General features: G+C 65.6%; 22 protein-coding genes, 1 other RNA gene and 1 riboswitch. Of the genes, 10 read left to right on the top strand and 13 right to left on the bottom strand.

Annotated elements, in window-relative coordinates; translation table 11 throughout:
- Nucleotides 1-89 precede the first annotated feature (89 nt).
- From ACEN8U_RS27820 to ACEN8U_RS27805, 4 genes are all read right to left on the bottom strand, one after another.
- Nucleotides 90-548 carry an EVE domain-containing protein gene (locus tag ACEN8U_RS27820; RefSeq protein ID WP_015001969.1) on the bottom strand — a complete coding sequence of 153 codons (459 nt, stop codon included), beginning with the start codon at nt 546-548 and terminating at the stop codon, nt 90-92.
- Between the two features lie 164 nt (nt 549-712).
- Nucleotides 713-894, bottom strand: a non-coding RNA gene (gene ssrS / locus ACEN8U_RS27815) — 6S RNA.
- Between the two features lie 161 nt (nt 895-1,055).
- Nucleotides 1,056-1,370, bottom strand: a complete 315-nt coding sequence (locus ACEN8U_RS27810; RefSeq protein ID WP_013338465.1) for a cell division protein ZapA — start codon at nt 1,368-1,370, stop codon at nt 1,056-1,058.
- Nucleotides 1,367-1,723, bottom strand: a complete 357-nt coding sequence (locus ACEN8U_RS27805; RefSeq protein WP_015001970.1) for an ATPase — start codon at nt 1,721-1,723, stop codon at nt 1,367-1,369. The genes ACEN8U_RS27810 and ACEN8U_RS27805 overlap by 4 nt, the downstream gene beginning before the upstream one ends.
- A 218-nt stretch (nt 1,724-1,941) precedes the next feature.
- Nucleotides 1,942-2,253: riboswitch (cobalamin riboswitch) on the top strand.
- A gap of 87 nt (nt 2,254-2,340) precedes the next feature.
- On the opposite strand from ACEN8U_RS27805, the gene ACEN8U_RS27800 reads away from it, so the two are divergent.
- Genes ACEN8U_RS27800 through cobC form a run of 6 tightly spaced genes read left to right on the top strand, consistent with a single transcriptional unit; the run spans nt 2,341 to nt 8,633 of the window.
- Complete coding sequence (locus ACEN8U_RS27800; protein WP_310105794.1) at nt 2,341-4,203, top strand: TonB-dependent receptor domain-containing protein; 1,863 nt, start codon at nt 2,341-2,343, stop codon at nt 4,201-4,203.
- Nucleotides 4,204-4,230: 27 nt separating this feature from the next.
- Nucleotides 4,231-5,289 (top strand): FecCD family ABC transporter permease, encoded by a 1,059-nt coding sequence (locus ACEN8U_RS27795; protein WP_413658090.1) that lies wholly within the window; start codon nt 4,231-4,233, stop codon nt 5,287-5,289.
- Complete coding sequence (locus ACEN8U_RS27790; protein WP_310105799.1) at nt 5,286-6,128, top strand: ABC transporter ATP-binding protein; 843 nt, start codon at nt 5,286-5,288, stop codon at nt 6,126-6,128. Before ACEN8U_RS27795 ends, ACEN8U_RS27790 begins: the two co-directional genes overlap by 4 nt.
- 34 nt (nt 6,129-6,162) lie before the next feature.
- On the top strand, nt 6,163-7,224 hold the full coding sequence (gene cobT, locus ACEN8U_RS27785; protein WP_310105801.1) for a nicotinate-nucleotide--dimethylbenzimidazole phosphoribosyltransferase: 1,062 nt from the start codon (nt 6,163-6,165) through the stop codon (nt 7,222-7,224).
- Nucleotides 7,225-7,272: 48 nt separating this feature from the next.
- Nucleotides 7,273-8,058 (top strand): adenosylcobinamide-GDP ribazoletransferase, encoded by a 786-nt coding sequence (locus ACEN8U_RS27780; protein WP_310105803.1) that lies wholly within the window; start codon nt 7,273-7,275, stop codon nt 8,056-8,058.
- A complete protein-coding gene (gene cobC, locus ACEN8U_RS27775) occupies nt 8,043-8,633 on the top strand; it encodes an alpha-ribazole phosphatase (RefSeq protein WP_310105805.1) in 591 nt (196 codons plus the stop codon). The genes ACEN8U_RS27780 and cobC overlap by 16 nt, the downstream gene beginning before the upstream one ends.
- 210 nt (nt 8,634-8,843) lie before the next feature.
- On the opposite strand, the gene ACEN8U_RS27770 is transcribed toward cobC, so the two are convergent.
- The 4 genes from ACEN8U_RS27770 to cobU form a co-directional block, all read right to left on the bottom strand.
- The gene (locus tag ACEN8U_RS27770; RefSeq protein WP_310105807.1) at nt 8,844-9,764 is read right to left on the bottom strand and encodes a cobalamin-binding protein; all 921 of its coding nucleotides are present in this window, start codon (nt 9,762-9,764) and stop codon (nt 8,844-8,846) included.
- Nucleotides 9,765-9,845: 81 nt separating this feature from the next.
- Complete coding sequence (gene cobD, locus ACEN8U_RS27765) at nt 9,846-10,985, bottom strand: threonine-phosphate decarboxylase CobD (protein WP_310105809.1); 1,140 nt, start codon at nt 10,983-10,985, stop codon at nt 9,846-9,848.
- Nucleotides 10,978-11,913 (bottom strand): adenosylcobinamide-phosphate synthase CbiB, encoded by a 936-nt coding sequence (cbiB, locus tag ACEN8U_RS27760; protein ID WP_041745048.1) that lies wholly within the window; start codon nt 11,911-11,913, stop codon nt 10,978-10,980. The genes cobD and cbiB overlap by 8 nt, the downstream gene beginning before the upstream one ends.
- On the bottom strand, nt 11,913-12,467 hold the full coding sequence (gene cobU, locus ACEN8U_RS27755) for a bifunctional adenosylcobinamide kinase/adenosylcobinamide-phosphate guanylyltransferase (protein WP_310105812.1): 555 nt from the start codon (nt 12,465-12,467) through the stop codon (nt 11,913-11,915). The genes cbiB and cobU overlap by 1 nt, the downstream gene beginning before the upstream one ends.
- A 45-nt stretch (nt 12,468-12,512) precedes the next feature.
- Between cobU and ACEN8U_RS27750 the strand changes: the two genes are divergently transcribed.
- Both ACEN8U_RS27750 and ACEN8U_RS27745 read left to right on the top strand, forming a co-directional pair.
- Complete coding sequence (locus tag ACEN8U_RS27750; RefSeq protein WP_374725909.1) at nt 12,513-14,150, top strand: cobyric acid synthase; 1,638 nt, start codon at nt 12,513-12,515, stop codon at nt 14,148-14,150.
- Between the two features lie 145 nt (nt 14,151-14,295).
- Nucleotides 14,296-14,712: a DoxX family protein gene (locus ACEN8U_RS27745; protein WP_015001982.1), complete on the top strand. Its 417-nt coding sequence runs from the start codon at nt 14,296-14,298 to the stop codon at nt 14,710-14,712.
- Between the two features lie 165 nt (nt 14,713-14,877).
- On the opposite strand, the gene ACEN8U_RS27740 is transcribed toward ACEN8U_RS27745, so the two are convergent.
- Nucleotides 14,878-15,297 (bottom strand): PaaI family thioesterase, encoded by a 420-nt coding sequence (locus ACEN8U_RS27740; RefSeq protein ID WP_041745051.1) that lies wholly within the window; start codon nt 15,295-15,297, stop codon nt 14,878-14,880.
- 257 nt (nt 15,298-15,554) lie between these two features.
- Here ACEN8U_RS27740 and ACEN8U_RS27735 point away from each other — a divergent pair, with 257 nt between their 5' ends.
- Nucleotides 15,555-16,193, top strand: a complete 639-nt coding sequence (locus tag ACEN8U_RS27735) for a ParA family protein (RefSeq protein WP_310105816.1) — start codon at nt 15,555-15,557, stop codon at nt 16,191-16,193.
- Nucleotides 16,194-16,296: 103 nt separating this feature from the next.
- On the opposite strand, the gene panD is transcribed toward ACEN8U_RS27735, so the two are convergent.
- From panD to ACEN8U_RS27715, 4 genes are all read right to left on the bottom strand, one after another.
- The gene (panD, locus tag ACEN8U_RS27730) at nt 16,297-16,683 is read right to left on the bottom strand and encodes an aspartate 1-decarboxylase (RefSeq protein WP_013587483.1); all 387 of its coding nucleotides are present in this window, start codon (nt 16,681-16,683) and stop codon (nt 16,297-16,299) included.
- 50 nt (nt 16,684-16,733) lie between these two features.
- Nucleotides 16,734-17,567: a pantoate--beta-alanine ligase gene (panC, locus tag ACEN8U_RS27725; protein ID WP_013587484.1), complete on the bottom strand. Its 834-nt coding sequence runs from the start codon at nt 17,565-17,567 to the stop codon at nt 16,734-16,736.
- Nucleotides 17,568-17,812: 245 nt separating this feature from the next.
- Nucleotides 17,813-18,688, bottom strand: coding sequence for a segregation and condensation protein A (locus ACEN8U_RS27720; protein ID WP_013587485.1), 876 nt, complete (start codon nt 18,686-18,688; stop codon nt 17,813-17,815).
- A 17-nt stretch (nt 18,689-18,705) separates the two neighbouring features.
- The gene (locus ACEN8U_RS27715; RefSeq protein WP_013338483.1) at nt 18,706-18,891 is read right to left on the bottom strand and encodes a DUF3460 family protein; all 186 of its coding nucleotides are present in this window, start codon (nt 18,889-18,891) and stop codon (nt 18,706-18,708) included.
- Nucleotides 18,892-19,287: 396 nt separating this feature from the next.
- On the opposite strand from ACEN8U_RS27715, the gene ACEN8U_RS27710 reads away from it, so the two are divergent.
- Complete coding sequence (locus tag ACEN8U_RS27710) at nt 19,288-21,144, top strand: autotransporter assembly complex protein TamA (RefSeq protein WP_015001987.1); 1,857 nt, start codon at nt 19,288-19,290, stop codon at nt 21,142-21,144.
- Nucleotides 21,145-21,172: the final 28 nt, after the last annotated feature.

Below are 21,172 nucleotides of genomic sequence, written 5' to 3'. Positions count from 1 at the left end.
CCTAATTTAACGTTGCTGCAACCTTTGCTCACAACGTCGCCCGCGTCCAATCGCAGGAGCGCCGAGGCACTGCCAGGAACCCGGCGAGTTCAAACAAGCCGCTTCGTGATGAAGCGCCACTCCGCTTCGGTCACAGGCGTGATCGACAAGCGGTTGCCTCGTGCCAGCACGCGCATGTCTTTCAACTCGTCGTGTTCGCGCAAGGCCGCGAGCGGAATCAGCGGAATCTTCTTCTTGAACACGACGTCGACGAGCAGCCAGCGCGGCGTTTCCTGCGAGGACTTGGGGTCGTAATACGGACTCTTGCTGTCGAACTGCGTGGGGTCCGGATATGCCGTGGACGCGACCTCCGCGAGCCCTGCGATTCCGGGCTCCGGACAACTCGAGTGATAGAACAGCACGCCGTCACCGATCTGCATGGCATCGCGCATGAAGTTGCGCGCCTGATAGTTGCGCACGCCGGTCCAGGGCAGCGTGCGGTGCGGGGCGTTGGCGAGATGGTCGATGCTTGCTTCGTCCGGTTCGGACTTCATTAGCCAGTAGCGCATGAATCGAATTGAACGTTGAACGTTAAGGGTTTGAAGAAGCAGGGGAAACCGCTGCAACATACAACTGCAAAACGCAGCCGCGAGACAGACATGCAAAACCGAGACGCAGAACGCGACGCACAAACAAAAACGGCACCGGACGCAAGTCCGATGCCGTTCCAAATAAGGTCCCCGCCTTAGCCGCTAGGCCGGCATCCTGAACCGGGGGTTCAGAATTGGTCGCAGTTAGCAGCACTTCGGGTACATCAGACAGAGTGACGCGCACGCCCGTGCTACAAATTTCCGCAACCGTGCACATGGCATTGGTTCAAGGAATATATGACCTTGGCGAACCAGGCAGGGAAGCTAAACCGATGAAACTAAAACGACTGAATTCAAACGTTTGCGATGCGTGGTTCGTGCATGCTTCACGAACGCTGCGCTTGCGCGCTTTCGCCTGAATTCCCGACCGGTCGCAAGACCGGTCAGCAGTACTGCACCCACTCCAGCACTACTTGCAACCACTGGTTACTGCACGCTGTACTGCGCGATGACAGTGCCCAGTTGTTCGTTCATTTGATGCATTGTACGCCGGATTTCCTCAGCAGGAAATGCTTCTCCGTGACGCACGCTTTGTTGCAGCTTAAGCAGTTCGGATGCCAGCGACAGCGCAGCCATGACGGCAATGCGATCCGTGCCGCGCACATTGCTGTTATTGCGGATCTTCGACATTTCGGCGTCGACTCGCGCGACTGCCTCGAGCAGCGCGCCTTCCGTTTCCGGCGAGCAGGCGAGACGATAGGGCACGCCGAGAATCGATACTTCGATCTGCTTGGTGGTCATGCATTTTCTCCGTGGCGAGTGGCGTCGCTCTCCGCTTCCACTTCATGCTGAGCGGGCTCGAGCAGATCGAGCTGGTTGTCCGGCTCGTGATGCGCGCGCGCACGCGGCAATTTCTCGAGGATCGCGTTCAGACGCACCTGAGCGTCGTCGATCTTGGCCGACAGCGCGTCGCGCTCGGCCTCCAGTGCATCGCGTTCCTCGCGCAGCAGTGCAAGTTCCGTGCGCGTGGCTTCGGCTTCGGCGCGCGATTGGGCGAGTTGCTCTTCGAGCGCGACGCGCGCTTCATTGTGGCGCTGGCTGATCGCGATCAGCTTGCCGATATTCTGTGAGAGTGTTTCGAGTTCGGTGAGCATGTGCTGCGTCCTCTAAAGACATCGCATTTTAGCGCGGAATGTCGCACGTTCCGACAATTGTCTCGTTTCGAGACGTAACAACACCGCTTTTTGCAGGCTTTTTTCAACTGAAGAAGAAAAACTACTCCCGTGCCGGCGTGTGCGTCGGACAATAGCTCGACCCTGTCGGAATCGAACGCACGCGCGGCTCGCATTCTTGACTCGCTCAGAGGGCGCTCATACACTGGCCGCACTCTGGTGCCCGCGCGCATTCACCGTGCGCGCAGTTAAACGGGAAGCAGGGCGCGCGGTTCATCTGAACGCGCCAACCTGCGCTGCCCCCGCAACGGTAAGCGACCGCATTCGCGTGCTCGTATTGCAGTTCAATACTGCAGATGCAGCAGAGCAGTTCGCGCTTTGCAGTTCGATCCCCATCGCGTGTTCCGGTTCAACGCCGGTTCAACTCGCGAGTGTGCCACTGCGCGTCACGCGTGGGAAGGCGGGATTGAAGGTCGCCAGCCCGGATACCGGCCAGAGGGAGGGGCGCGAAGCGCGAATGTCAAAAGCGCACGCACCCCGTTACGCGAAGGCCTGCGGGGAAGCGGGCCGCGCATGCCATCCACGGGAAATCTCATTCCATGTTGTCCCCCATCGCCCGCGCGGTGTTGCTCGCTTCTGCAGGGCTGCCGCATGTCGCGCATGCGCAGGCCGCCGCGCCTGCAAGCGCCGACTCTTCGTTCACTGTTTTATCGCCGGTCGTCGTGACGGCCGAGCGCGGTCCGCAAGCGCTCGCCGACACGATCCCGCAAACGTCGCTCTTCGATCAGCAGGACCTTGCCGACACCACCGCGACGGATCTGCCCGGCCTGCTGCAACTCGCGCCCGGCGCGCAAATCTCGCGCACGGGTGGGCCGGGTTCGACGGCGAGCCTCTATTTGCGCGGCGCGTCGTCGACGCAATCGCTGGTTCTGATCGACGGTGTGCGTGTCGATTCGGTGAGTCTCGGCGCCGCGCAAATCGCGCAGATTCCGCTCGACCAGATCGATCACGTCGAGGTCGTGAACGGCAACGTGTCCGCGCTGTATGGTTCGGGTGCGATTGGCGGCGTGGTCCAGGTGTTCACGAAAGACGGCGGCGAGCATCCGCCGCGCTTCAATTTCTCCGTGGGCTATGGCAGCTATCACACGCAGACGCAGCAAATCGGCGCGAACGGCGCATTGGATAAAGACGGCCGCACGACCTTCAGCATCTCGCTTGCGCGCTCGAAAGACGACGGCTTTTCCGCGCTCAATCCGCGCGAGGCGCCCAATGCGAATCCCAACGCGAACGGCTATCTGAACGAGAGTATCTCGGCGTCGTTGCGTCACAAGTTCGGCGACAAATGGGACGCGGGCGTCAGCTATTTCCAGTCGAACGGCAACAACAGCTACGACAACGCATATGGCGCGCCGGCCGATCTGAACAACCTGTACACGAAGGTGCGTCAGGTGTCCGCGTTTGCGAACGGCAAGCTGACCGACTGGTGGACCACGCACTTCATCGTCTCCGAAGGCGACGACCGCAGCGTGTCGAACACCAACGGCCTCTACAGCGGCCGATTCGATACCGGCAATCGCCAGTACACCTGGCAGAACGATTTCGCGCTTGCCGCGCAGCAGAAGTTACGCGTCGGCTACGAGCATCTGGATCAGAGCCTCGATTCCGATACGTTCGCCGCGCCCACCCGTCGCGTGGATTCGGGTTTTGCAGGCTACACGGCGCGCTTTGGACGCCACCAGGTCCAGGCGAACGTGCGGCGCGACCAGTACTCGGATTTCGGCGGGGCGAACAGTTACTATCTCGGCTACGGCTTCGACATCACGTCGCACTGGAAGGTGAGCGCAAGCTACTCGGATTCGTTTCGCGCGCCGAGCTTCGACGATCTGTACTATCCGTTAAGCGGCAATCCGTCCATCCAGCCCGAGCGCAGCCACTCGGTGGAAGCGGCGCTGCAGTACGCGTCGAATGCGCTGGGCGTGATGCGTTTGAGCGCTTTCCAGACGCGCTATTCGAACCTGATCGACTATCAGCAGGTTACGCCGGGCATCTACCTGGCCGAGAACGTGGGGCATGCGAAAGTGCAGGGGCTCGAAGGATCGTGGAGCGGACATGTGGGCAAGACGGACGTGCGCGCGTCGCTGACGCTGCAAAATCCCGTCGACCTCGACAACGACGTAGATCTCGTGCGGCGTGCGCGGCGTTTTGCGTCGCTCGCCGTGAATCGCAGCATCGCAGGGTGGCGCGTGGGCGGCGAGTGGATCGTGAGCGGCCCGCGCGAAGACAGCAGCGGCAAGCTGGGCGGCTACGGCATCGTGAATCTGTCCGCGCGCTACAACATCACGAAGGCCTGGTACGTCGCCGCGCAAATCCAGAATCTGTTGAACAAGGACTATGAAACGGCCTACTCGTATAACTCGCCGCGGCGCGGTGCGTATGTCACGGTCGGCTGGCAGCAGCAGTAGGCCGTGCACCCTGCCGGGCGCGCGCCGATGAACCGTCATCCCGGTTCGCTGCCCGCCACGCTCCAGCCGATGAGCGCGAAGCGCGCCGCCGCCATCTGGCTCGTGCTCGCGTTCGCCGCGCTGGTCGTGCTGATGGCGTCGCTCGCCTTGGGCAGCGTGGCGCTCGCGCCGTCGAGCGTGATCGAGGCGCTGGCGCCGCTGCATGCGTCTTCGCCGCACGCGGCGTCTGCGGATCTCGCCGGCGAGATCGTGCGCACGCTGCGTCTGCCGCGCGCATTGGCCGGCTTCGCATGCGGCGCATTGCTCGCGATAGCGGGCGCGCTGCTGCAAGTGCTGTTGCGCAATCCGCTCGCGGAGCCCTATGTGTTGGGTGTCTCCGGTGGCGCCGCCAGCTTCGCGCTCGTCGCGATGATCGCCGGCTGCGCGTGGTGGCTCGTCGATGCGTTCGCGTTCGCGGGCGCGTTCGTGTCGATCCTTCTCGTGCTCGGACTTGCACGCCACGAATTGTGGCGCGGCGAACCGCAGGACACGTCGCCGCGTTTGCTGCTGACGGGCGCGGTGATCGCCGCCGGCTGGGGCGCGCTGATCACGCTGCTGCTGAATCTCGCGCCCGACAATCGTCTGCGCGGCATGCTGTTCTGGCTCACCGGCGACCTCAACGGCAACGCGATGCCATGGACCGCGCTTGCCGCGCTCGTCGTCGTGCTGATTGCGATCGTGCCGGTGGCGCCGCGGCTGAATGTGCTTTTACGAGGCGACGCGGTCGCGCAGGCGCTCGGCGTCGCGGTCATGCCGCTGCGGCTGCGCGTCTACCTCGCAGCCTCGCTCGCCGCGGCGGCGGCCGTGACGACGGCGGGCACCATCGGCTTTGTCGGGCTCGTCGTGCCGCATATGCTGCGGCTCGCGTTCGGCAACGATCAACGCATGCTGCTGCCCGCCGCGGCGCTCGGCGGCGGCGTCGCGGTCATGGGCGCCGACCTGATCGCGCGCCTCGTCATCGCGCCTGCGCAATTGCCGGTTGGCGTCATCACGTCGATCGTCGGCGTGCCCGTGTTCCTGTGGATGCTGCTGCGCACCCGCCGATGATGCACGCCTCCAACCTCGCCCAACCCTCGCTCAGCGCCCAGCGCGTGACCTTGCGCGCCGGCGCCCGGACCTTGCTCGACGCCTTCACGCATACCTTCTATCCGGGCGAAATCTGGTGCGTGGCCGGTCCGAACGGCGCGGGCAAAACGACGCTCCTGTCGACGCTCGCGGGTTTGAGACAACCCGCGGCGGGGCACGTCGAACTCGACGGCGTGGGCCTTGCCGACTGGCACGGCCAGCCACTCGCACAGCGTCGCGCGCTCATGCCGCAAAGCGCGCCGGACACCTTCAGCGCAAGTGTGCTTGACGTCGTCATGCTCAACCGCTTTCCGCATCTGACCGGCTGGGGCTGGGAGCGTGAGGTCGATCGCGAGGCCGCGCGCGCGGCGCTCGATGTGCTCGGCCTCAGCGATCTGGCGGCGCGCGACGTGTTGTCGCTCTCCGGCGGCGAACGCCAGCGCGTGGCGCTCGCGGCCGTGTTGTGCCAGGCGGCGCCGCTCTTGCTGCTCGACGAACCGCTTGCGCATCTGGACCTGCATCATCAGATACAGTGCCTGGAAGTACTCCACGAATGGACGCGCGAGGCGGGACGCACGGTCCTCTTTTCATGTCACGACCTGAATCTGGCGCGCCGCTTTGCGACGCACGCGTTGCTGCTCGACGGCGAGGGCGCCGCCTATGCCGGCCCCGTGCGGGACGTACTCACACCCGCATTGACGAGCCGCGTATTCGGCTATCCGCTCGTCCTGATCCGCGAGGGCGACCACGAGGCGCTCATTCCCGCAGCGCGTTCGCGTCACGAATCGCTTTCGGTTCATGACACACCGGCACGCGGATAAAACAGAACACAACATCATCTATTTGCAGGCACTCATGACATTCACGACTGGCTTGTCCGCGTTGCCCGAAGTTGAACCGCTCGATCAAAGCTTGCGCGGCGAACTTCAGCACATCATCGATACGAAGACGAAGCCGCCCGGCAGTCTCGGTCAGCTCGAAACGCTCGCGCGTCAAATGGGCCTGATCCAGCGCAGCACGCGTCCCGCGGTAGAACGGCCGGTGCTGATCGTGTTCGCGGGCGATCACGGTATTGCCGCCGAAGGCGTGAGCCCTTATCCGCAAGCGGTGACCGCGCAGATGGTCGCGAATTTCCTCGCGGGCGGCGCGGCGGTCAATGCCTTCAGCCGCGTCGCGGACATCGAACTCGAAGTGGTGAATGCGGGCATTGCGACGCCGCTGCCGCGCACCGACGGGCTCGTCGACATCTCCGTTGCGGCGGGCACGCGCAACTTCGCGCACGAACCGGCGATGACGCACGACGAGGCGCTGACCGCCATGCAAGCGGGCGCCGCGCGCGTGCGGCATCACGCGGCGCTCGGCAGCAATGTGATCGGTTTCGGCGAGATGGGCATCGCGAATACGTCGGCGGCGGCGTGTCTGATGAGCCGCCTGTGCGGCGTGCCGATCGACGAGTGCGTGGGCCGCGGCACCGGTCTCGACGACGCCGGGCTCGCAAAAAAGCGCGCTGTGCTGGCCGCGGCGCTCGCGCATCACGACGCGTGTCATGCCGCATTCGATGTGCTCGCAACCTTCGGCGGCTTTGAAATCGCCATGATGGCCGGCGCGTATCTCGCGGCTGCGCACGCGCGGATGACGATCGTCGTGGACGGCTTCATCGCCAGTTCGGCGCTGCTGGTTGCCGACGCGATCGCACCTCACGTGCGCGAATACTGCGTGTTTGCGCATGCATCCGACGAAGCGGGGCACCGGCGCATGCTCGCGCATTTCGGCGCGAAGCCGCTGCTGTCGCTCGACATGCGGCTCGGCGAAGGCACCGGCGCGGCGCTCGCCGTGCCGCTGCTGCGCGCGGCCTGCGCGTTCATCAACGAGATGGCGAGCTTCGAATCGGCTGGCGTCGCGAATCGCGAAGCCTGAGCGACGCGCGCCGACTTTTTCCCACATCATGCACGCGACGACGCACTCATGAACCCGCTGGCGGAATTGCGCTACTTCTTCACGGCGCTTGGCTATTTCACGCGTGTGCCCGTGCCGCGCTGGGTCGGCTACGAACCGCATTATCTGAATGCGGCGGCGCGTTATTTTCCGCTCGTCGGCGTGTTGATCGGCGGCGTCAGTGCACTGGTCTACCTTGCGGCGCTGCGCGTGTTTCCGGCGGGCGTCGCGGTGTTGCTGTCGATGGCGTCGTCGCTGTTGATCACCGGCGCGTTTCATGAAGACGGTCTGGCCGATTGCGTCGATGCGTTCGGTGGCGCCTATACGCGCGACGACGTGTTGCGCATCATGCATGACTCGCGGATCGGCGCATTTGGCGCAATGGCGCTCATCGTTGCGCTCGCGCTCAAGTGGCAAACGCTCGCCGCGTTGCCGCCGCTGCGCGCCGCCAGTCTGATGATCGCGGCCCATGCAGCAAGCCGCGCGGGCGCAATCAGCTACCTCGCGACGCACGACTACGTGCGCGCCGAAGGCAAGGCGAAGCCGGTTGCGCAGCGTCTGAGCGCCCCAGCGCTCCTGTGTGCGGCGATTTTCGGATTGCCGTGGCTGTTATGGCCGGACGGTCCGCGTGGGCTCTTCATGGCCGACTGGCGTTTTGCCGGCGCGGCGCTTGCGCTGCTGCTCGTGCTGCGCTTTGCAATGGGCCGCTATTTCACGAGGCGCATAGGCGGCTACACCGGCGACTGCCTTGGCCTGGCGCAGCAGATTTTCGAACTGGGCATCTACCTCGTGGGGCTCGCATGGATATCGTTCTGATTCGCCATCCCGCCGTCGCGCTCGACGCGGGTGTTTGCTACGGCCACAGCGACGTGGCGCTCGCCGAGGCCGCCGACGTGTCGTCGGCCGCGCTCGCGCTGCGGCTGGCGGCCTTGCAGGTCCCCGCGCCGCGCGTCGTCATGTCGAGTCCGCTGACGCGCTGCTCCGCGCTCGCCGTCGAAATGGCGAACGATTTCGGCTGCGCGTTGAGCCACGACGATCGGTTAAAGGAAATGAATTTCGGCGCTTGGGAAGAGCGCCGCTGGGACGCGATCGATCGCGAACTGCTCGACGACTGGGCTGCGAATTTCGAACACGCGCGAGCGCATGGCGGCGAGAGCGTCGCGCAGTTCGTCATGCGCGTGCGCGCATGGTTCGATGCGTACACGCAGACTCGCGAACTCTCGCCCGCGTATGTGGTTACGCATGCGGGCGTGATGCGCGCAATTGCGTCACTGGCGCTCGATCTGCCGCTCGAACGCTGCTTGCGCTGGTCGCTCGAGACGGGTGGCATGGTCTGGCTGCGCCGCGGCGCCGAAGGACAGCTGTGGTCGCTCGTGAAATGGAATGCGTGAGCGCGGGCGCGCTTTGTGCGCTTTGCCGCGGCTGAGTCACGAGTGACGCTCTTGACTCACGCTCCTAAGTCACGCTCCTAAGTCACGCTCCTAAGTCACGCTCCTGACTCACGCTCCTAAGTCACGCTCCTAAGTCATGCTCCTGAGTCACGCCCCTAAGTCCAGCTTAGGTCGCGGGCCTGAGTCGCGCGCCTGGGTCACGCGCCCGAGTCACTGAGCGTTCGGCTTTCTGCGCGAGCGCGCGAGTTCCAGGTCCTCGCACATCTGCTTCGCGCCTTGCACGATGCGCGGCGAGGGCCGGTTGATGAGATCGCCGTCGATGGCAAACAGGTTGTTATCGGCCACCGCCAATAGACGCGGCCACGCGCGCCATACGCCGAGCTGCGGCAACGTGGTGTCCGGTTTCGTCGCGCCGGGCGCCGCCGTGACGATGGCTTCGGGATTCGCGGCGAGCACCGCTTCCGTCGACACCGTCGGCACGAGCGGTTGCAGCGCGGCGAACACGTTGCGCCCGCCGCATAGCTCGATCACGTCGCTGACCATGTGCTCGCCGTTGAGCGTCATCAACGGCTGATCCCACACCTGATAGAACACGCTCACGGCCGGCCGTTTCGCGTACTGCGCACGCAGGTTCGCGACGTCGCGGCGATACGCGGCGGCCGCCGGATCCGCGGTGGACGACGTGCCGAGCAACTGGCCGAGCTTCGTCAGCGAGACGGCAATATCGTCCAGGCGATGCGGCTCGCTGAAGAACAACGGTATGTGCAGTTCGCGCAGACGTTCGAGTTGACGTTGTGCATTGCCATGCCGCCACACCACGATCAGATCGGGTTTCAACGCGACGATGCGTTCGAGATCGAGCGACTTGTTGTCGCCGACGCGCGGCAGCTGTTTCGCCTCGGGCGGATAGTCGCTATAGGACACGGCGCCCACCATCTTCGATGCGCCGCCGGCCGCGTACAGCAGTTCGGTCACGTGCGGCGCGAGGCTGATCACGCGCTGGGCCGCGGCGGGGAGCGTCACGGCGGCGCCTGTGTCGTCGGTCACGGTGATGCCGGCGCGCGCCGGCAAGGTCACGGCAATGAGGCCGGCAGCGAGGGCGAGGCGCATGAAGCGCGCGGATGAAGTCATCGGGGCCTGACGTCGAGTGTTTGCGTTGAGCGTTTCAGTGAGCGCTGCGAGGCGCGGCCGTTTTGCGCGGTGATCCACGGATCAGCGTGCTCCCGCCGCGTCGATCGTTTCCATCGCGGCACGCAAGCTGTCTTGCAGACGCGCCCATTCCGCCTCGCTTTCTGGCAACCCAAAACGCACGCTGCTCGTGGCGGCGAAAAGCCGCGTCCACACACCGCGTGTGGCCAGCGCTTCATGCAGGGCGGCGGCGCGCGCGTCGTCGGTCCATGCGAAAAGCGGCGTGGCGCGTGGGCGAATGCCGTGGGCCTGCAGCAGCGCGACGAGGCGCGCGCTGTCCGCGGCGAGCCGCGAGCGCATCTGCTGCTGCCAGGCGTGATCCGCGAATGCCGCTTTGACGGCATGCCGCGCCGGGCCGCTGACGGTCCATGCGCCCAGCGTGAGCCGCAAGCTTTGCAGCACGGCGGGCGATGCCAGCACGAAACCGGCGCGCACGCCCGCAAGGCCGAAGAACTTGCCCGGCGAACGCAGCACGATGAGACCTTCGCGGTTCGTGTGGGCTGCAAGCGAAGCGGCGGGCACGGTGTCGACGAAGGCTTCGTCGACAAGCAGCGTGCCGCCGCGCTCGCTCAGTTGCGCATGCCACGCAAGCAGCTTTGCCGCGCTCAGGTGCTCGGCGGTCGGATTATTCGGATTCACAACGATTACATGCGTGAGCGCCTCGGGCAGGACGTCCCACGAAATGTCGAGCGCTACGACGCGATGCCCGGCACGTTCGAATGCCGGCGCGTATTCGCTGTACGTGAGCGGCGCGATGCCGACTTGCGCGCGCGGCAGCAAGGCCGGCAGCGCACGGATGGCCGCCTGGCTTCCTGCCACGGGCAACACGTGCGCCGCATCGGGCGCGCCGTAATAGCGCGCGGCGCAGTCCGCGAGGCCGTCGCCTTCGTCGGGCAGACGGCGCCACGCATCGGCGGGGACGGGCGGCACCGGATAGCCGTGCGGATTGATGCCTGTCGACAGGTCCAGCCAGTCTTCGTACGGGATGCGATAGCGCGCGGCCGCTTCGTGCAGGTTGCCGCCGTGCGCGATTGAAGCGAGAGGCGGGGCGTGAGACGGGGCGTGAGGCGACGCGTCGGCCGATGCAGACGAGGCCGTCGCGGGCGAGCCCTGCTGAGGGTCCGTATGGCGAAGTGAATCCGGCACGGCGCTTCGCTCAGACATGCAGCGGCACGCTCAGCAAGGCCAGCACGATCAGTACCGCAAGCCACAGAATGACGGTGCGCTCGACCAGCATCAGCGCGGCCGTGATATGCGCGGCCTTCGCGGGATGGCCGAAGCCGAGCGTGGGCCGATGTTCGAGCGCGCCGTGATACACCGCTGGGCCGCCGATCAGCACATTCAGACTGCCCGCGCCCGAGGCCATCACCGGCCCGGCATTCGGACTGTCCCAGCGCGGCGCCTGCTCGCGCCAGCAGCGCCACGCGGTGCGCGTGTCGCCGAGCAGCGCGTAGCTCGCGGCGGTGAGGCGCGCGGGAATCCAGTTGAGCACGTCGTCGAGGCGCGCGGCGGCCCAGCCGAAGCGAAGATAGCGCGGCGTGCGATAACCCCACATCGCATCGAGCGTATTGGCGAGGCGAAAGCCGAGCGCACCCGGCCCGCCCGCAATCGCAAACCAGAAGAGGGCGCCGAAAATGGCGTCGTTGCCGTTTTCGAGCGCCGATTCGACCGCGGCGCGCGACAGGGCGGCTTCGTCGGCATGCGCGGTTTCGCGCGAGACGATGCGTGCGGTCAAGAGGCGCGCCTGCGCGAGGTCGCGCTGCGCGAGCGCCTGCGCAATCGGCTCGATATGGTCGTGCAGACTGCGTGCGCCGAGGGCGAACCACAGCAGCGCGACGTGGACGGCGCAGGCCGCGAAAAACGGCAGCACGGCCACGAGCCACGAGGCAGCGAGCACCGGCGGCAGCACGGCCAGCGCCCATGCGAGCAGGCCCTTCAGCCTCAGGCGGCGGCCGCGGTTGTAGTGTGCTTCGAGGCGCGCCGCCCATTTGCCGAAGCCGACGAGCGGATGCGCGCCGCGCGGCTCGCCGATCCAGCGGTCGACGGCCACGCCCGCCGTTGCCAACGTCACGATGAGTGGAAGCGACAGCATCACGCGCCGCCTGCGGGTTTCAGCGCGAGCGGCAGGCCCGCGACCATCAGCGTGGCCTGGGTGGAGAGTGCCGCGATGCGCTGATTGAGCCGCCCGAGTTCGTCGACGTAAAGACGCGTGGCCGCGCCGAGCGGCACGACGCCCAGACCGATTTCGTTGCTGACCGCGATGATCTTGCCGCGGGCGTTCCCAAGCGCGGCCTCGAGCGCCTCGATGTGCGCCTGATATCGAGCGGGCGCTAGCGGCTCGCCGTCGGCGGGACACAGCAGGTTGGCGAGCCACAGCGTCAGGCAGTCGATCAGCGTGCAATGCCCGGGCGCGTCGACCTTCGACACCGCGCCCGCGAGGTCGAGATCCGCCTCCAGCAGCCGCCAGTGCGCAGGCCGCCGCGCGCGATGATGCGCGATGCGCGCGTTGAATTCGGCGTCGCCGGTCACGCGCGCGGTGGCGACATAGGTGACGGGCAGCGCGCTCCGGGCGGCAAGCTGCTCCGCGTGCACGCTCTTGCCCGAGCGCGCGCCGCCGAGAATGAAGGTGAGGTCGCGGGAAATCATCGCGTGATTGTACCGGCGCGCAGCGCGGCCCGGCGCGATGGGATAATGCCGCGATCCGTGCGGCGGCCGCGTGGTTTCCTGCTTCGCGGCCCGCCCTTCACTCTTGCCATCGCCGAGTCCAACGTTTCCGTGAGCACCCAATCCGTTTCGCCCGAGTTCCCGCATGACGCGCTTGCCGTGCCGCGCGGCACGCTGATGATCCAGGGCACCACGTCCGATGCCGGCAAAAGCACGCTCGTCGCCGGCCTGTGCCGGCTCGCGCGCCGCGCCGGGGTGCGCGTCGCGCCCTTCAAGCCGCAGAACATGGCGCTTAACAGCGCGGTCACCGTCGACGGCGGCGAGATCGGGCGTGCCCAGGCGCTGCAGGCGGTGGCGGCCGGCATCGCCGCGCACACCGACCTGAATCCCGTGCTGCTCAAGCCGACGAGCGATCGCGGCGCGCAGGTGATCATCCACGGCAAGGCGCGCATGAACCTCGACGCCCGCGCCTATCACGAGTACAAGCCGGTCGCGTTCGAGGCGGTGCTGCAATCCTATGCGCGGCTGCAAGCGGCGTACGACACGATTTTCGTCGAAGGCGCGGGCAGTCCGGCCGAGATCAATCTGCGCGAGCGCGATATCGCCAACATGGGTTTCGCCGAGGCGGTGGATTGTCCGGTTGTGCTGGTGGCCGACATCGACCGGGGCGGGGTATTCGCGCATCTGACGGGAACGCTCGCGTGTCTGTCAGAGAGCGAGCAGGCGCGCGTGCGCGGTTTCATCATCAACCGTTTTCGCGGCGATATTGGACTGCTGAGGCCGGGGCTCGACTGGCTGGAAGCGAAAACCGGCAAGCCCGTGCTCGGTGTGGTCCCTTACCTGCACGGCCTCGCGCTCGACGCCGAGGACATGCTGCCGCCCGAGCTGCGCGCCGCGCAGCGCGGCGACGCCGCACGCACGCTGCGGGTGGTCGTGCCGGTGTTGCCGCATATCAGCAATCACACGGATTTCGACGCGCTGCGCGCCCATCCGCAGGTCGATTTCCATTACGTGCGAAGCGGCATGGCGCCGCCGCCCGCCGATCTGATCATCCTGCCGGGTTCGAAAAACGTGCCGGGCGACCTGGCGTTTCTGCGCGCGCAAGGCTGGGACGCGGTGCTGCAACGGCATTTGCGCTATGGCGGGCGGGTGATCGGCATCTGCGGCGGGATGCAGATGCTGGGCCGCGAGGTGGCCGACCCGCACGGCGTGGAAGGCGCGCCGGGGACGTTCCCGGGACTCGGCTGGCTCGACTACTCGACTGTGCTGACGCGCGACAAGACGCTGAAGAACGTGACGGGCCGCCTGGCGCTGCCGGGCTCGCCGGAAGTCGCGGGTTATGAAATTCATATGGGCGAAACGCGGGGACCGGCGCTGGAAACGCCGGCGCTGCGGCTGGTACAAGCCGGACAAACGGAAGAGGCGGAAGAGGCGGGAGAGCCGCATCCCGACGGCGCAATTTCCTCCGACGGCCAGATCCTCGCCACCTACGTGCACGGCCTCTTCGACACGCCGGCCGCCTGCGCGGCGCTGCTGGGCTGGGCGGGACTGAGCGACGCCGAGGCGATTGACTACCCCGCGTTGCGCGAAGCGTCGCTGGAACGGCTCGCCGACACGCTCGCCGAGCACCTCGACCTGGCGAAATTAATGGCCGCGGTGGGTTGATCGCTGCCCGTTCGCGCGGGCATTGATTCTTATCCGGAAATAATCAAAGCGGGATTCAAGGTTTTTCGCGTGTATCGGTTCGAATAGAGTGGGGGCATCGACCGGCTTCGTAGCGAGCCGTTTTCCACTCTCACAAGGATCCGTCATGAATTCGAACCGTTCCGCCGATCTCGCGGCGCTCGTTTTGCGCGTCGCCCTCGGCGTGCTCTACCTCGCGCACAGCCTGCAGAAAATTTTTGTGTTCACGCTGCCCGGCACGGCGCAGTTCTTCGCTTCGCTCGGCTTGCCTGGATGGCTCGCTTACGTGACGGCGTTCGTCGAGCTGATCGGCGGTATTGCGCTCTTGCTGGGCGTGCAGGTGCGCTGGGTCGCGCTCGTGCTGCTGCCGTTCATGCTCGGCGCGATGTCCGCGCATTGGCATAACGGCTGGGGCTTCGGCTCGCCGCACGGCGGCTGGGAATATCCAGCGTTCTGGGCGGTGACGCTCGTCGTGCAGTCGTTGCTTGGCGGCGGCGCGTTCGCGCTCGGCGGCCTGAGGGCGCCGAGCGCAGCGGTCGCCTGATTCATTCGTGCCAAGGGGCGGTCGTGCGGCGCGGTTGCCGCCACCGGCTGCCAACCCTTCGCGCGACGCAGGATGCAAAAAAGCACGCGCCCTCGGGCCGCGTGCTTTTTTATTCCCGGCGCGACCGGTTGCGCCGGTTGGGTCGGTTGCGCGTTGGCAGTCTCGTCAATACAACACAATCTGCGTGCAGCGAAAAAGCGCGATGGTCTTGCCATTCGGATCGGTGACAGTCGCGTCCCACACCTGCGTGCTGCGGCCAAGGTGCACGGCTTTCGCCACCGCGCGGATCGCGCCTTCCGTTGCCGTGCCGAGGAAATTGCTTTTCAGCTCGACTGTCGTGAAATTGCGCGCCGTCTCCGGCAGATGCGCGAGGCACGCGTAGCCGCAGGCGGTGTCCGCGAGACCGATCACCGTGGCCGCATGCAGAAAGCCGTTCGGCGCGAGCAGTTCGTCGCGCACGGTCAGTTGCGCGCTCAGCATGCCTTCATCCAGCGACAGCACCTGCACGCCCAGCAAGCCGGGCAGCTTGCCTTTCTGGCGTTCGTGCAGGCGTTCGACGGTGTATTCCGGGCGGAGCTTGCTCATGGATTGCGCTTCCTCGAAAGATAAATTCGCTGACGGACGACGGCCGATTAGCCGTTCGGGGGCTTCGGCCTTGCTGGATTTGTCGATATTATCAACGGCTGGATCGGCGCGCGGGCTCAAGATGCAGCAAACCCGCGCGCCGACATGACAGCGGGGCATCCCCCAAAGGAGCCAGCGCAATACAGACAAGCTGGCGGAAAACGAGGTAGAAAGCGGCAAACCGGCTGGCATCGCCAGCCTTCTTTCCGGGAGTATTCATGACGGTAATCGTGGTGGCGAATCCGAAGGGCGGCGTGGGCAAAACCACGCTGTCGACGAATCTGGCCGGCTATTTCGCCGCAAACGGCGAGTGGGTGGCGCTCGCGGATCTCGACAAGCAGCAGTCGGCGCACGCGTGGCTGTCGTTGCGGCCCGACACCTTGCCGGCCATCGAGACCTGGGAAGTGAACCCCGACACGCCCGCCAAACCGCCGAAGGGCCTCGAGCACGCGATCATCGACACGCCGGCCGGGCTGCACGGCAATCGCATGAACATCGCGCTGGAGCTGGCGGACAAGGTGATCGTGCCGCTGCAGCCGTCCATGTTCGACATCCTCGCGACGCAGGACTTTCTGGAGCGGCTGGCCAAGGAAAAGGCGGTCAGGAAAGGCGCAATCGAGATCGGCGTGGTCGGCATGCGGGTGGACGCCCGCACGCGCTCGGCCGAGCAGTTACACCGTTTCGTCGAAGGATTGAAGCTGCCCGTGCTCGGCTATTTGCGCGACACGCAGAACTACGTGCAGCTCGCGGCGCACGGCCTGACGCTGTGGGACGTCGCGAAAAGCCGGGTGGAGAAGGACCTGGAGCAGTGGCAGCCGATCATCGAATGGACGAACGGCGCCGCGAAAAAAGGCTGAGCGGGCGCTGTGCCGCGTTTGCCCGAGGCGTGGATAAAGAGTGGGACGGAGAGTCGGGCAGCGGTTCGAAGCCAGACCCGGAGCGAACCCCGGGCGCGCCGGCTCAGGTCCAGTTCTGCGTGGGCACGTGATCCCGGCTGCCCTTCATCTTGTTGTTTTCGTCGACGAACACCAGATCCGGCTTCCAGCCAGCCTTCAGTTCCGCCTCGTCGACCATGGCAAACGCCGCGATGATCACCAGATCGCCCAGCTGCGCGCGCCGCGCCGCCGAACCGTTCAGCGAAATCATGCCGCTGCCGCGCTCGCCCTTGATCGCATAGGTCGAGAAACGCTCGCCGTTGTTGATGTTCCAGATGTCGATGCGCTCGTTTTCGACGATGTTCGCCGCTTCCAGCAGGTCTTCGTCGATCGCGCATGAGCCTTCGTAGTGCAGCTCGCAATGCGTGACCGCGACGCGGTGGATCTTTGACTTCAGCATGTTGCGTTGCATGGCTAGTCCATCCTTGACTCTTAGGCGATGTCCAATCGCCTAGGACAATTTCAGATTTCGAGGTTGTCGATCAGACGGGTCGCACCCAGCTTGGCGGCCGCCAGCACGACGAGTTCCGCGTTCGCGTCTTGCGGACCCGGCGGCAGCAGATTCGAGCGCTTGCGCACCGCGACGTAGTCGGGCTGCCAGCCGCGCGCGGCGAGCGCTGCCATTGCGGCCCGTTCGAGCGACGCGAAGTCGCGCTCGCCCGCGAGCACGGCGTCGCGCACGCGGTTCAGTTCGGCGGCGAGCATCGGCGCTTCGGCGCGCTCAGCCGCCTCCAGATAGCGGTTGCGCGAACTGAGCGCGAGACCGTCGGTATCGCGCACGGTTTCAGCGGCGATGATGTCCGTCGGCAACGCGAACTGGTGGCACATGCGGCGCACGATCATCAACTGCTGGTAGTCCTTCTTGCCGAACACCGCGACGCGTGGCTGTACGCACGACATCAGCTTCATCACGACGGTACAGACGCCCTGGAAAAAGCCCGGCCGGAATTCGCCTTCGAGGATGTCGCCCAGATCGTGCGGCGGATGCACGCGGTACTCCTGCGGCTCCGGATACAGATCGCGCTCGGTCGGCGCGAACAGCACGTAGACGTTTTCTTTCTGCAGCTTCTCGATGTCGGCTTCGAGCGTGCGCGGATATTTGTCGAAATCCTCGTTCGGTCCAAACTGCAGACGATTGACGAAGATGCTCGCCACCACCGGATCGCCGTGCTGGCGCGCGAGCCGCATCAGCGACAGATGGCCTTCGTGCAGATTGCCCATGGTCGGCACGAAGGCCGTGCGATTCTGGCCGCGCAACTGGTCGCGCAATTCATGGATCGAGCTGATGACTTTCATGATCGGACAGGGATTCCTCGCGCGGCGCGAGACTCGGTTGACGCACGGCGCTGGCCGATTGCGCGGCCCGCGGCCTCACTGGTAATGACAGGTTCGGAGCGCGGGATTGTAGTGGATTTGACGCCGCTATGCACCGAAATGACGCCTGAAGCGCGACTCGGGAGCGTGCGGCCGGGCGGTGTTACGCCGCCGCGGAAACGCCTCGCGCGGCGGCGAGGCGCCTCGCTTCGGCTTCTCGCCGGCGCTCAGGCCGGCAGGTAGGCGAGGCGCACATAAATCGGTGCGAACGGCTCGGCCTGGGTAATTTCAACGAGCGATTCCCTGCACAGCTCAAGTACCGCGATGAAGTTGACGACCACGACGGGCACGCCCTTGCTGGTGTCGAACAGGTCGGAGAACTCCATGAAACGCGCGTTCTGCAACTGCCGCAGGATCGTGCTCATGTGCTCGCGCACGGACAGTTCTTCGCGCGAAATCTTGTGATGCTGCACGAGCTTCGCGCGCTTGATGACGTCGGCCCACGCGGCGCGCAGGTCTTCGCTGTTCACGTCCGGAAAGCGCGGCGTGATGCTTTGCTCGATGTAGACCTCGGCGCGCAGGAAGTCGCGCCCGAGTTGCGGCAACTGGTCGATGCGCTGCGCGGCCAGCTTCATCTGCTCGTATTCGAGCAGGCGGCGCACGAGTTCGGCGCGCGGGTCCTCGGCTTCCTCGCCGCTGTCCGCTTTCTTGACGGGCAGCAGCATGCGCGACTTGATCTCGATCAGCATGGCCGCCATCAGCAGATATTCGGAGGCGAGTTCGAGATTGGTCTGGCGCAACTGGTCGACGTAGCCGAGGTACTGCACCGTGACATCCGCCATCGGGATGTCGAGCACGTTGAAGTTCTGCTTGCGGATCAGGTACAGCAGCAGATCCAGCGGTCCCTCGAACGTTTCGAGGAACACCTCGAGCGCGTCCGGCGGGATATAGAGGTCGGTGGGCAGCTTGAAGAGCGGCTCGCCGTACAGGCGCGCGAACGCAATGCCGTCGACGGTGTCCGGCGTCGAATCGGTGGCGGGCGCGGCGAGCGCGGCGTCGGACGAATCCGGCGGCGCGCCGTGTGCCTCGTCGGCGTGACTCATCGGTTGCGGCGCGGCGCTCAGAAGTTCTGGTAGTACTGGTAAGGCGTCTGTTCGACGCGCGAAGCTTTCTGCTCGGCACGCTCTTCCAGGTCGATCGGCTGCTTGTCCCACAAAAGCGCCCGGCCGCGGCGTTGCTCGGCTTCCAGGTTGGGCTTCTGCTGCTTGAGCTGGTTCAGGAACTGGGTGATGTCCGATTGATACATGGCTCGACGTCCGTAGTGGGTGAAATGGCGGCTTGCCCGGCTTGGTGCGGGTGCCGCGACTCGATTTCGCGATTTTAGCGCATGCGCCGCGCGCGGTCGAAAAACCCCGTCGGCGGCGAACGCTTTGGCCGGCATGTTCGCGCGGCGGGCGTGGCTGGAACCCGCGCGCAATAGGTGCGTCAAAGGCGGGCGCGTCGGCCGCGGGCGGCGGGCCGCGCGCCCCGGCGCCGCGGCGTTGGCTGCCGCCTTTCAGGCGATGTCCTTGCGGGTCCGCTCGCGGGTGCATTACGAGATAGCGCGGAGACAGCGTAGTCCCGCCGATGTGGTCAAATAGCGAGCTTCGGCGGCACTGCGCGCCCGAACGACAAATTCATCAACCATGGCCGGAGGTCCTGCTTGGCGGGGTGTGCGATCGAAAAGCCGCATGAGCGGCGCGGCGAAGCCGGCGGGCGGGGCAGAGCGCCGTGGCCGGCGGCAGCCGGCGCTGCGGCGCTGCGGCGCTGGCTGCGCGCCTCGCTTGCGCTCGGCATCCTGCTGTCCTTGCTCCCCGGCGGCCCCGCTCACGCGGCGCGCGCAGCGGCCAGCTACAAGGTCGACGTCGAAGCCACGCCGCGTTCGCTGCGCAAGCTCCTCGACGAGCATCTGGACATTGCGCGCTTCGCAAAGCGCCCCGACATCAGCGACGACCAGTTCGAATTTCTGATCACGGCCACGCCGCAGCAGGTCCGCGATCTGGCGGCGACGCAGGGCTACTTCACGCCCGTCGTCCGTACCGACGTGCGCACGGTGGATAACACCAAGCACGTCACAGTGAGCGTGGATCCGGGGCCGCAAACCACCATCAACTCGATTTCGCTGTCGTTTCGCGGTCCGGTGTTGACCGAGGACCCAGCGCAGGAAAACGCCGCGCGCTTCGCCTTTTCGCTGCACGAAGGCGATGCCTTTTCGCAGGGCGACTGGGACGACGCCAAGAACGCGTCGCTGAAGGCGTTGCAGGCCCGCCGCTATCTCGGCGCGAAGATCTATCACTCCGAGGCGCGCGTCGATCCGCGCACGCACGAGGCGAAGCTGTCGGTCGTCTATGAAAGCGGCCCGACGTTCACGATGGGTAAGCTCGACGTGTCGGGCACGCGGCGCTATCCGGAGCAGATCGTCGAAAACGTCAATCCTATTTCAGTGGGCGACATTTACGACGTTCAGCGCATTACCGAATTGCAGCGGCAGTTGCAGAACACGCCCTACTACGCGAGCGTCGCGATCGACGTGGACAGCGACCCGGCCAAGCCTGTCGACACGCCGGTTCACGTGAAGGTGTCGGAATATCCGTACAACAGTATTCGCGGCGGCGTCGGCTATTCGACCGATAACGGCGCGCTGGTGCAGGGCGCGTACTCGTATCTGAACACGTTCGGCAAGGCCTGGCCATTCACCGTCGACGGCCGTCTGGATCAGGTCCAGCAATACGGCCAGATCCAGCTCGCGATGCCGCCCGGGCCGCGCGCGTGGACTAACAGCGTGCTCGCCTCCTACACGACCACAGACGTTTCCGACACGCGCATCTACAGTATCCGCGGCGGCGTGCAGCGCGCTCGTACGTCGCAATTCATCGACTACACGTACGCGATCCTGTTCTACCAGGACCGGCTGGATCAGAACGTTGGTGCGCCGACCACGAGCCGTGCGCTGGTGCCGTCGTGGTCATGGACCCGGCGCAATACCGACGACCCGCTGTTCCCGCGCAAAGGCAACCTGATTCATGTGGAGGCCGGCTTCGCGGTGAAGGGCGCGCTCACCGATCAGACGTTTATCCGCGGCTACGCGCGCGGCCAGCAGTATCTTCCGATCGGCAAGGAAGACCTCGTGGTGTTGCGCGCCGAACTGGGCGGCGTGTTCACGAGCGGCAGTTCGAGCGGCATTCCGGCGTCGCTGCTGTTTCGCGCCGGCGGCTCGAATTCGGTGCGCGGCTATGGGTATCAGAGCATTGGTAACAACGTCCAGGGCTCCGTGCTGCCGACCAAGTATCTCGTGACGGCGTCGGCGGAATACCAGCATTGGTTCAGCCACGACTGGGGCGCGGCCGCGTTCTTCGACGTCGGCACGGCCACCGACACCTGGGGCGAGAGGGTGTTTTATCCGGGCGTGGGCGTCGGCGCGCGCTGGCGCAGCCCGGTCGGTCCCGTCAACGTGGATCTGGCCTACGGCATCCGCAACAGAAGCGTGCGGCCCTATCTGACACTGGGGATCGCCTTCTGATGGACATTTCTCTGAACCCGAACCGCGC

Source organism: Paraburkholderia phenoliruptrix (genome assembly GCF_047325075.1).
Classification (GTDB): domain Bacteria; phylum Pseudomonadota; class Gammaproteobacteria; order Burkholderiales; family Burkholderiaceae; genus Paraburkholderia; species Paraburkholderia phenoliruptrix.
Note: the sequence above shows the minus strand (reverse complement) of the source record. Positions and strands in the feature narration are given on the sequence as shown.

Coding starts and splice junctions, on each gene's coding strand:
- cbiB (WP_041745048.1), bottom strand. CDS start 11,913: ATGCTGTCGCTTCCACTCATCGTGACGTTGGCAACGGCGGGCGTGGCC.
- ACEN8U_RS27780 (WP_310105803.1), top strand. CDS start 7,273: ATGAACCCGCTGGCGGAATTGCGCTACTTCTTCACGGCGCTTGGCTAT.
- ACEN8U_RS27800 (WP_310105794.1), top strand. CDS start 2,341: ATGTTGTCCCCCATCGCCCGCGCGGTGTTGCTCGCTTCTGCAGGGCTG.
- panD (WP_013587483.1), bottom strand. CDS start 16,683: ATGCAACGCAACATGCTGAAGTCAAAGATCCACCGCGTCGCGGTCACG.
- ACEN8U_RS27750 (WP_374725909.1), top strand. CDS start 12,513: ATGCCGCGATCCGTGCGGCGGCCGCGTGGTTTCCTGCTTCGCGGCCCG.
- ACEN8U_RS27805 (WP_015001970.1), bottom strand. CDS start 1,723: ATGCTCACCGAACTCGAAACACTCTCACAGAATATCGGCAAGCTGATC.
- ACEN8U_RS27715 (WP_013338483.1), bottom strand. CDS start 18,891: ATGTATCAATCGGACATCACCCAGTTCCTGAACCAGCTCAAGCAGCAG.
- ACEN8U_RS27790 (WP_310105799.1), top strand. CDS start 5,286: ATGATGCACGCCTCCAACCTCGCCCAACCCTCGCTCAGCGCCCAGCGC.
- ACEN8U_RS27770 (WP_310105807.1), bottom strand. CDS start 9,764: ATGACTTCATCCGCGCGCTTCATGCGCCTCGCCCTCGCTGCCGGCCTC.
- ACEN8U_RS27745 (WP_015001982.1), top strand. CDS start 14,296: ATGAATTCGAACCGTTCCGCCGATCTCGCGGCGCTCGTTTTGCGCGTC.
- ACEN8U_RS27740 (WP_041745051.1), bottom strand. CDS start 15,297: ATGAGCAAGCTCCGCCCGGAATACACCGTCGAACGCCTGCACGAACGC.
- ACEN8U_RS27795 (WP_413658090.1), top strand. CDS start 4,231: ATGAACCGTCATCCCGGTTCGCTGCCCGCCACGCTCCAGCCGATGAGC.
- ACEN8U_RS27720 (WP_013587485.1), bottom strand. CDS start 18,688: ATGAGTCACGCCGACGAGGCACACGGCGCGCCGCCGGATTCGTCCGAC.
- ACEN8U_RS27735 (WP_310105816.1), top strand. CDS start 15,555: ATGACGGTAATCGTGGTGGCGAATCCGAAGGGCGGCGTGGGCAAAACC.
- ACEN8U_RS27810 (WP_013338465.1), bottom strand. CDS start 1,370: ATGACCACCAAGCAGATCGAAGTATCGATTCTCGGCGTGCCCTATCGT.
- cobU (WP_310105812.1), bottom strand. CDS start 12,467: ATGATTTCCCGCGACCTCACCTTCATTCTCGGCGGCGCGCGCTCGGGC.
- cobT (WP_310105801.1), top strand. CDS start 6,163: ATGACATTCACGACTGGCTTGTCCGCGTTGCCCGAAGTTGAACCGCTC.
- cobD (WP_310105809.1), bottom strand. CDS start 10,985: ATGTCTGAGCGAAGCGCCGTGCCGGATTCACTTCGCCATACGGACCCT.
- ACEN8U_RS27820 (WP_015001969.1), bottom strand. CDS start 548: ATGCGCTACTGGCTAATGAAGTCCGAACCGGACGAAGCAAGCATCGAC.
- panC (WP_013587484.1), bottom strand. CDS start 17,567: ATGAAAGTCATCAGCTCGATCCATGAATTGCGCGACCAGTTGCGCGGC.
- cobC (WP_310105805.1), top strand. CDS start 8,043: ATGGATATCGTTCTGATTCGCCATCCCGCCGTCGCGCTCGACGCGGGT.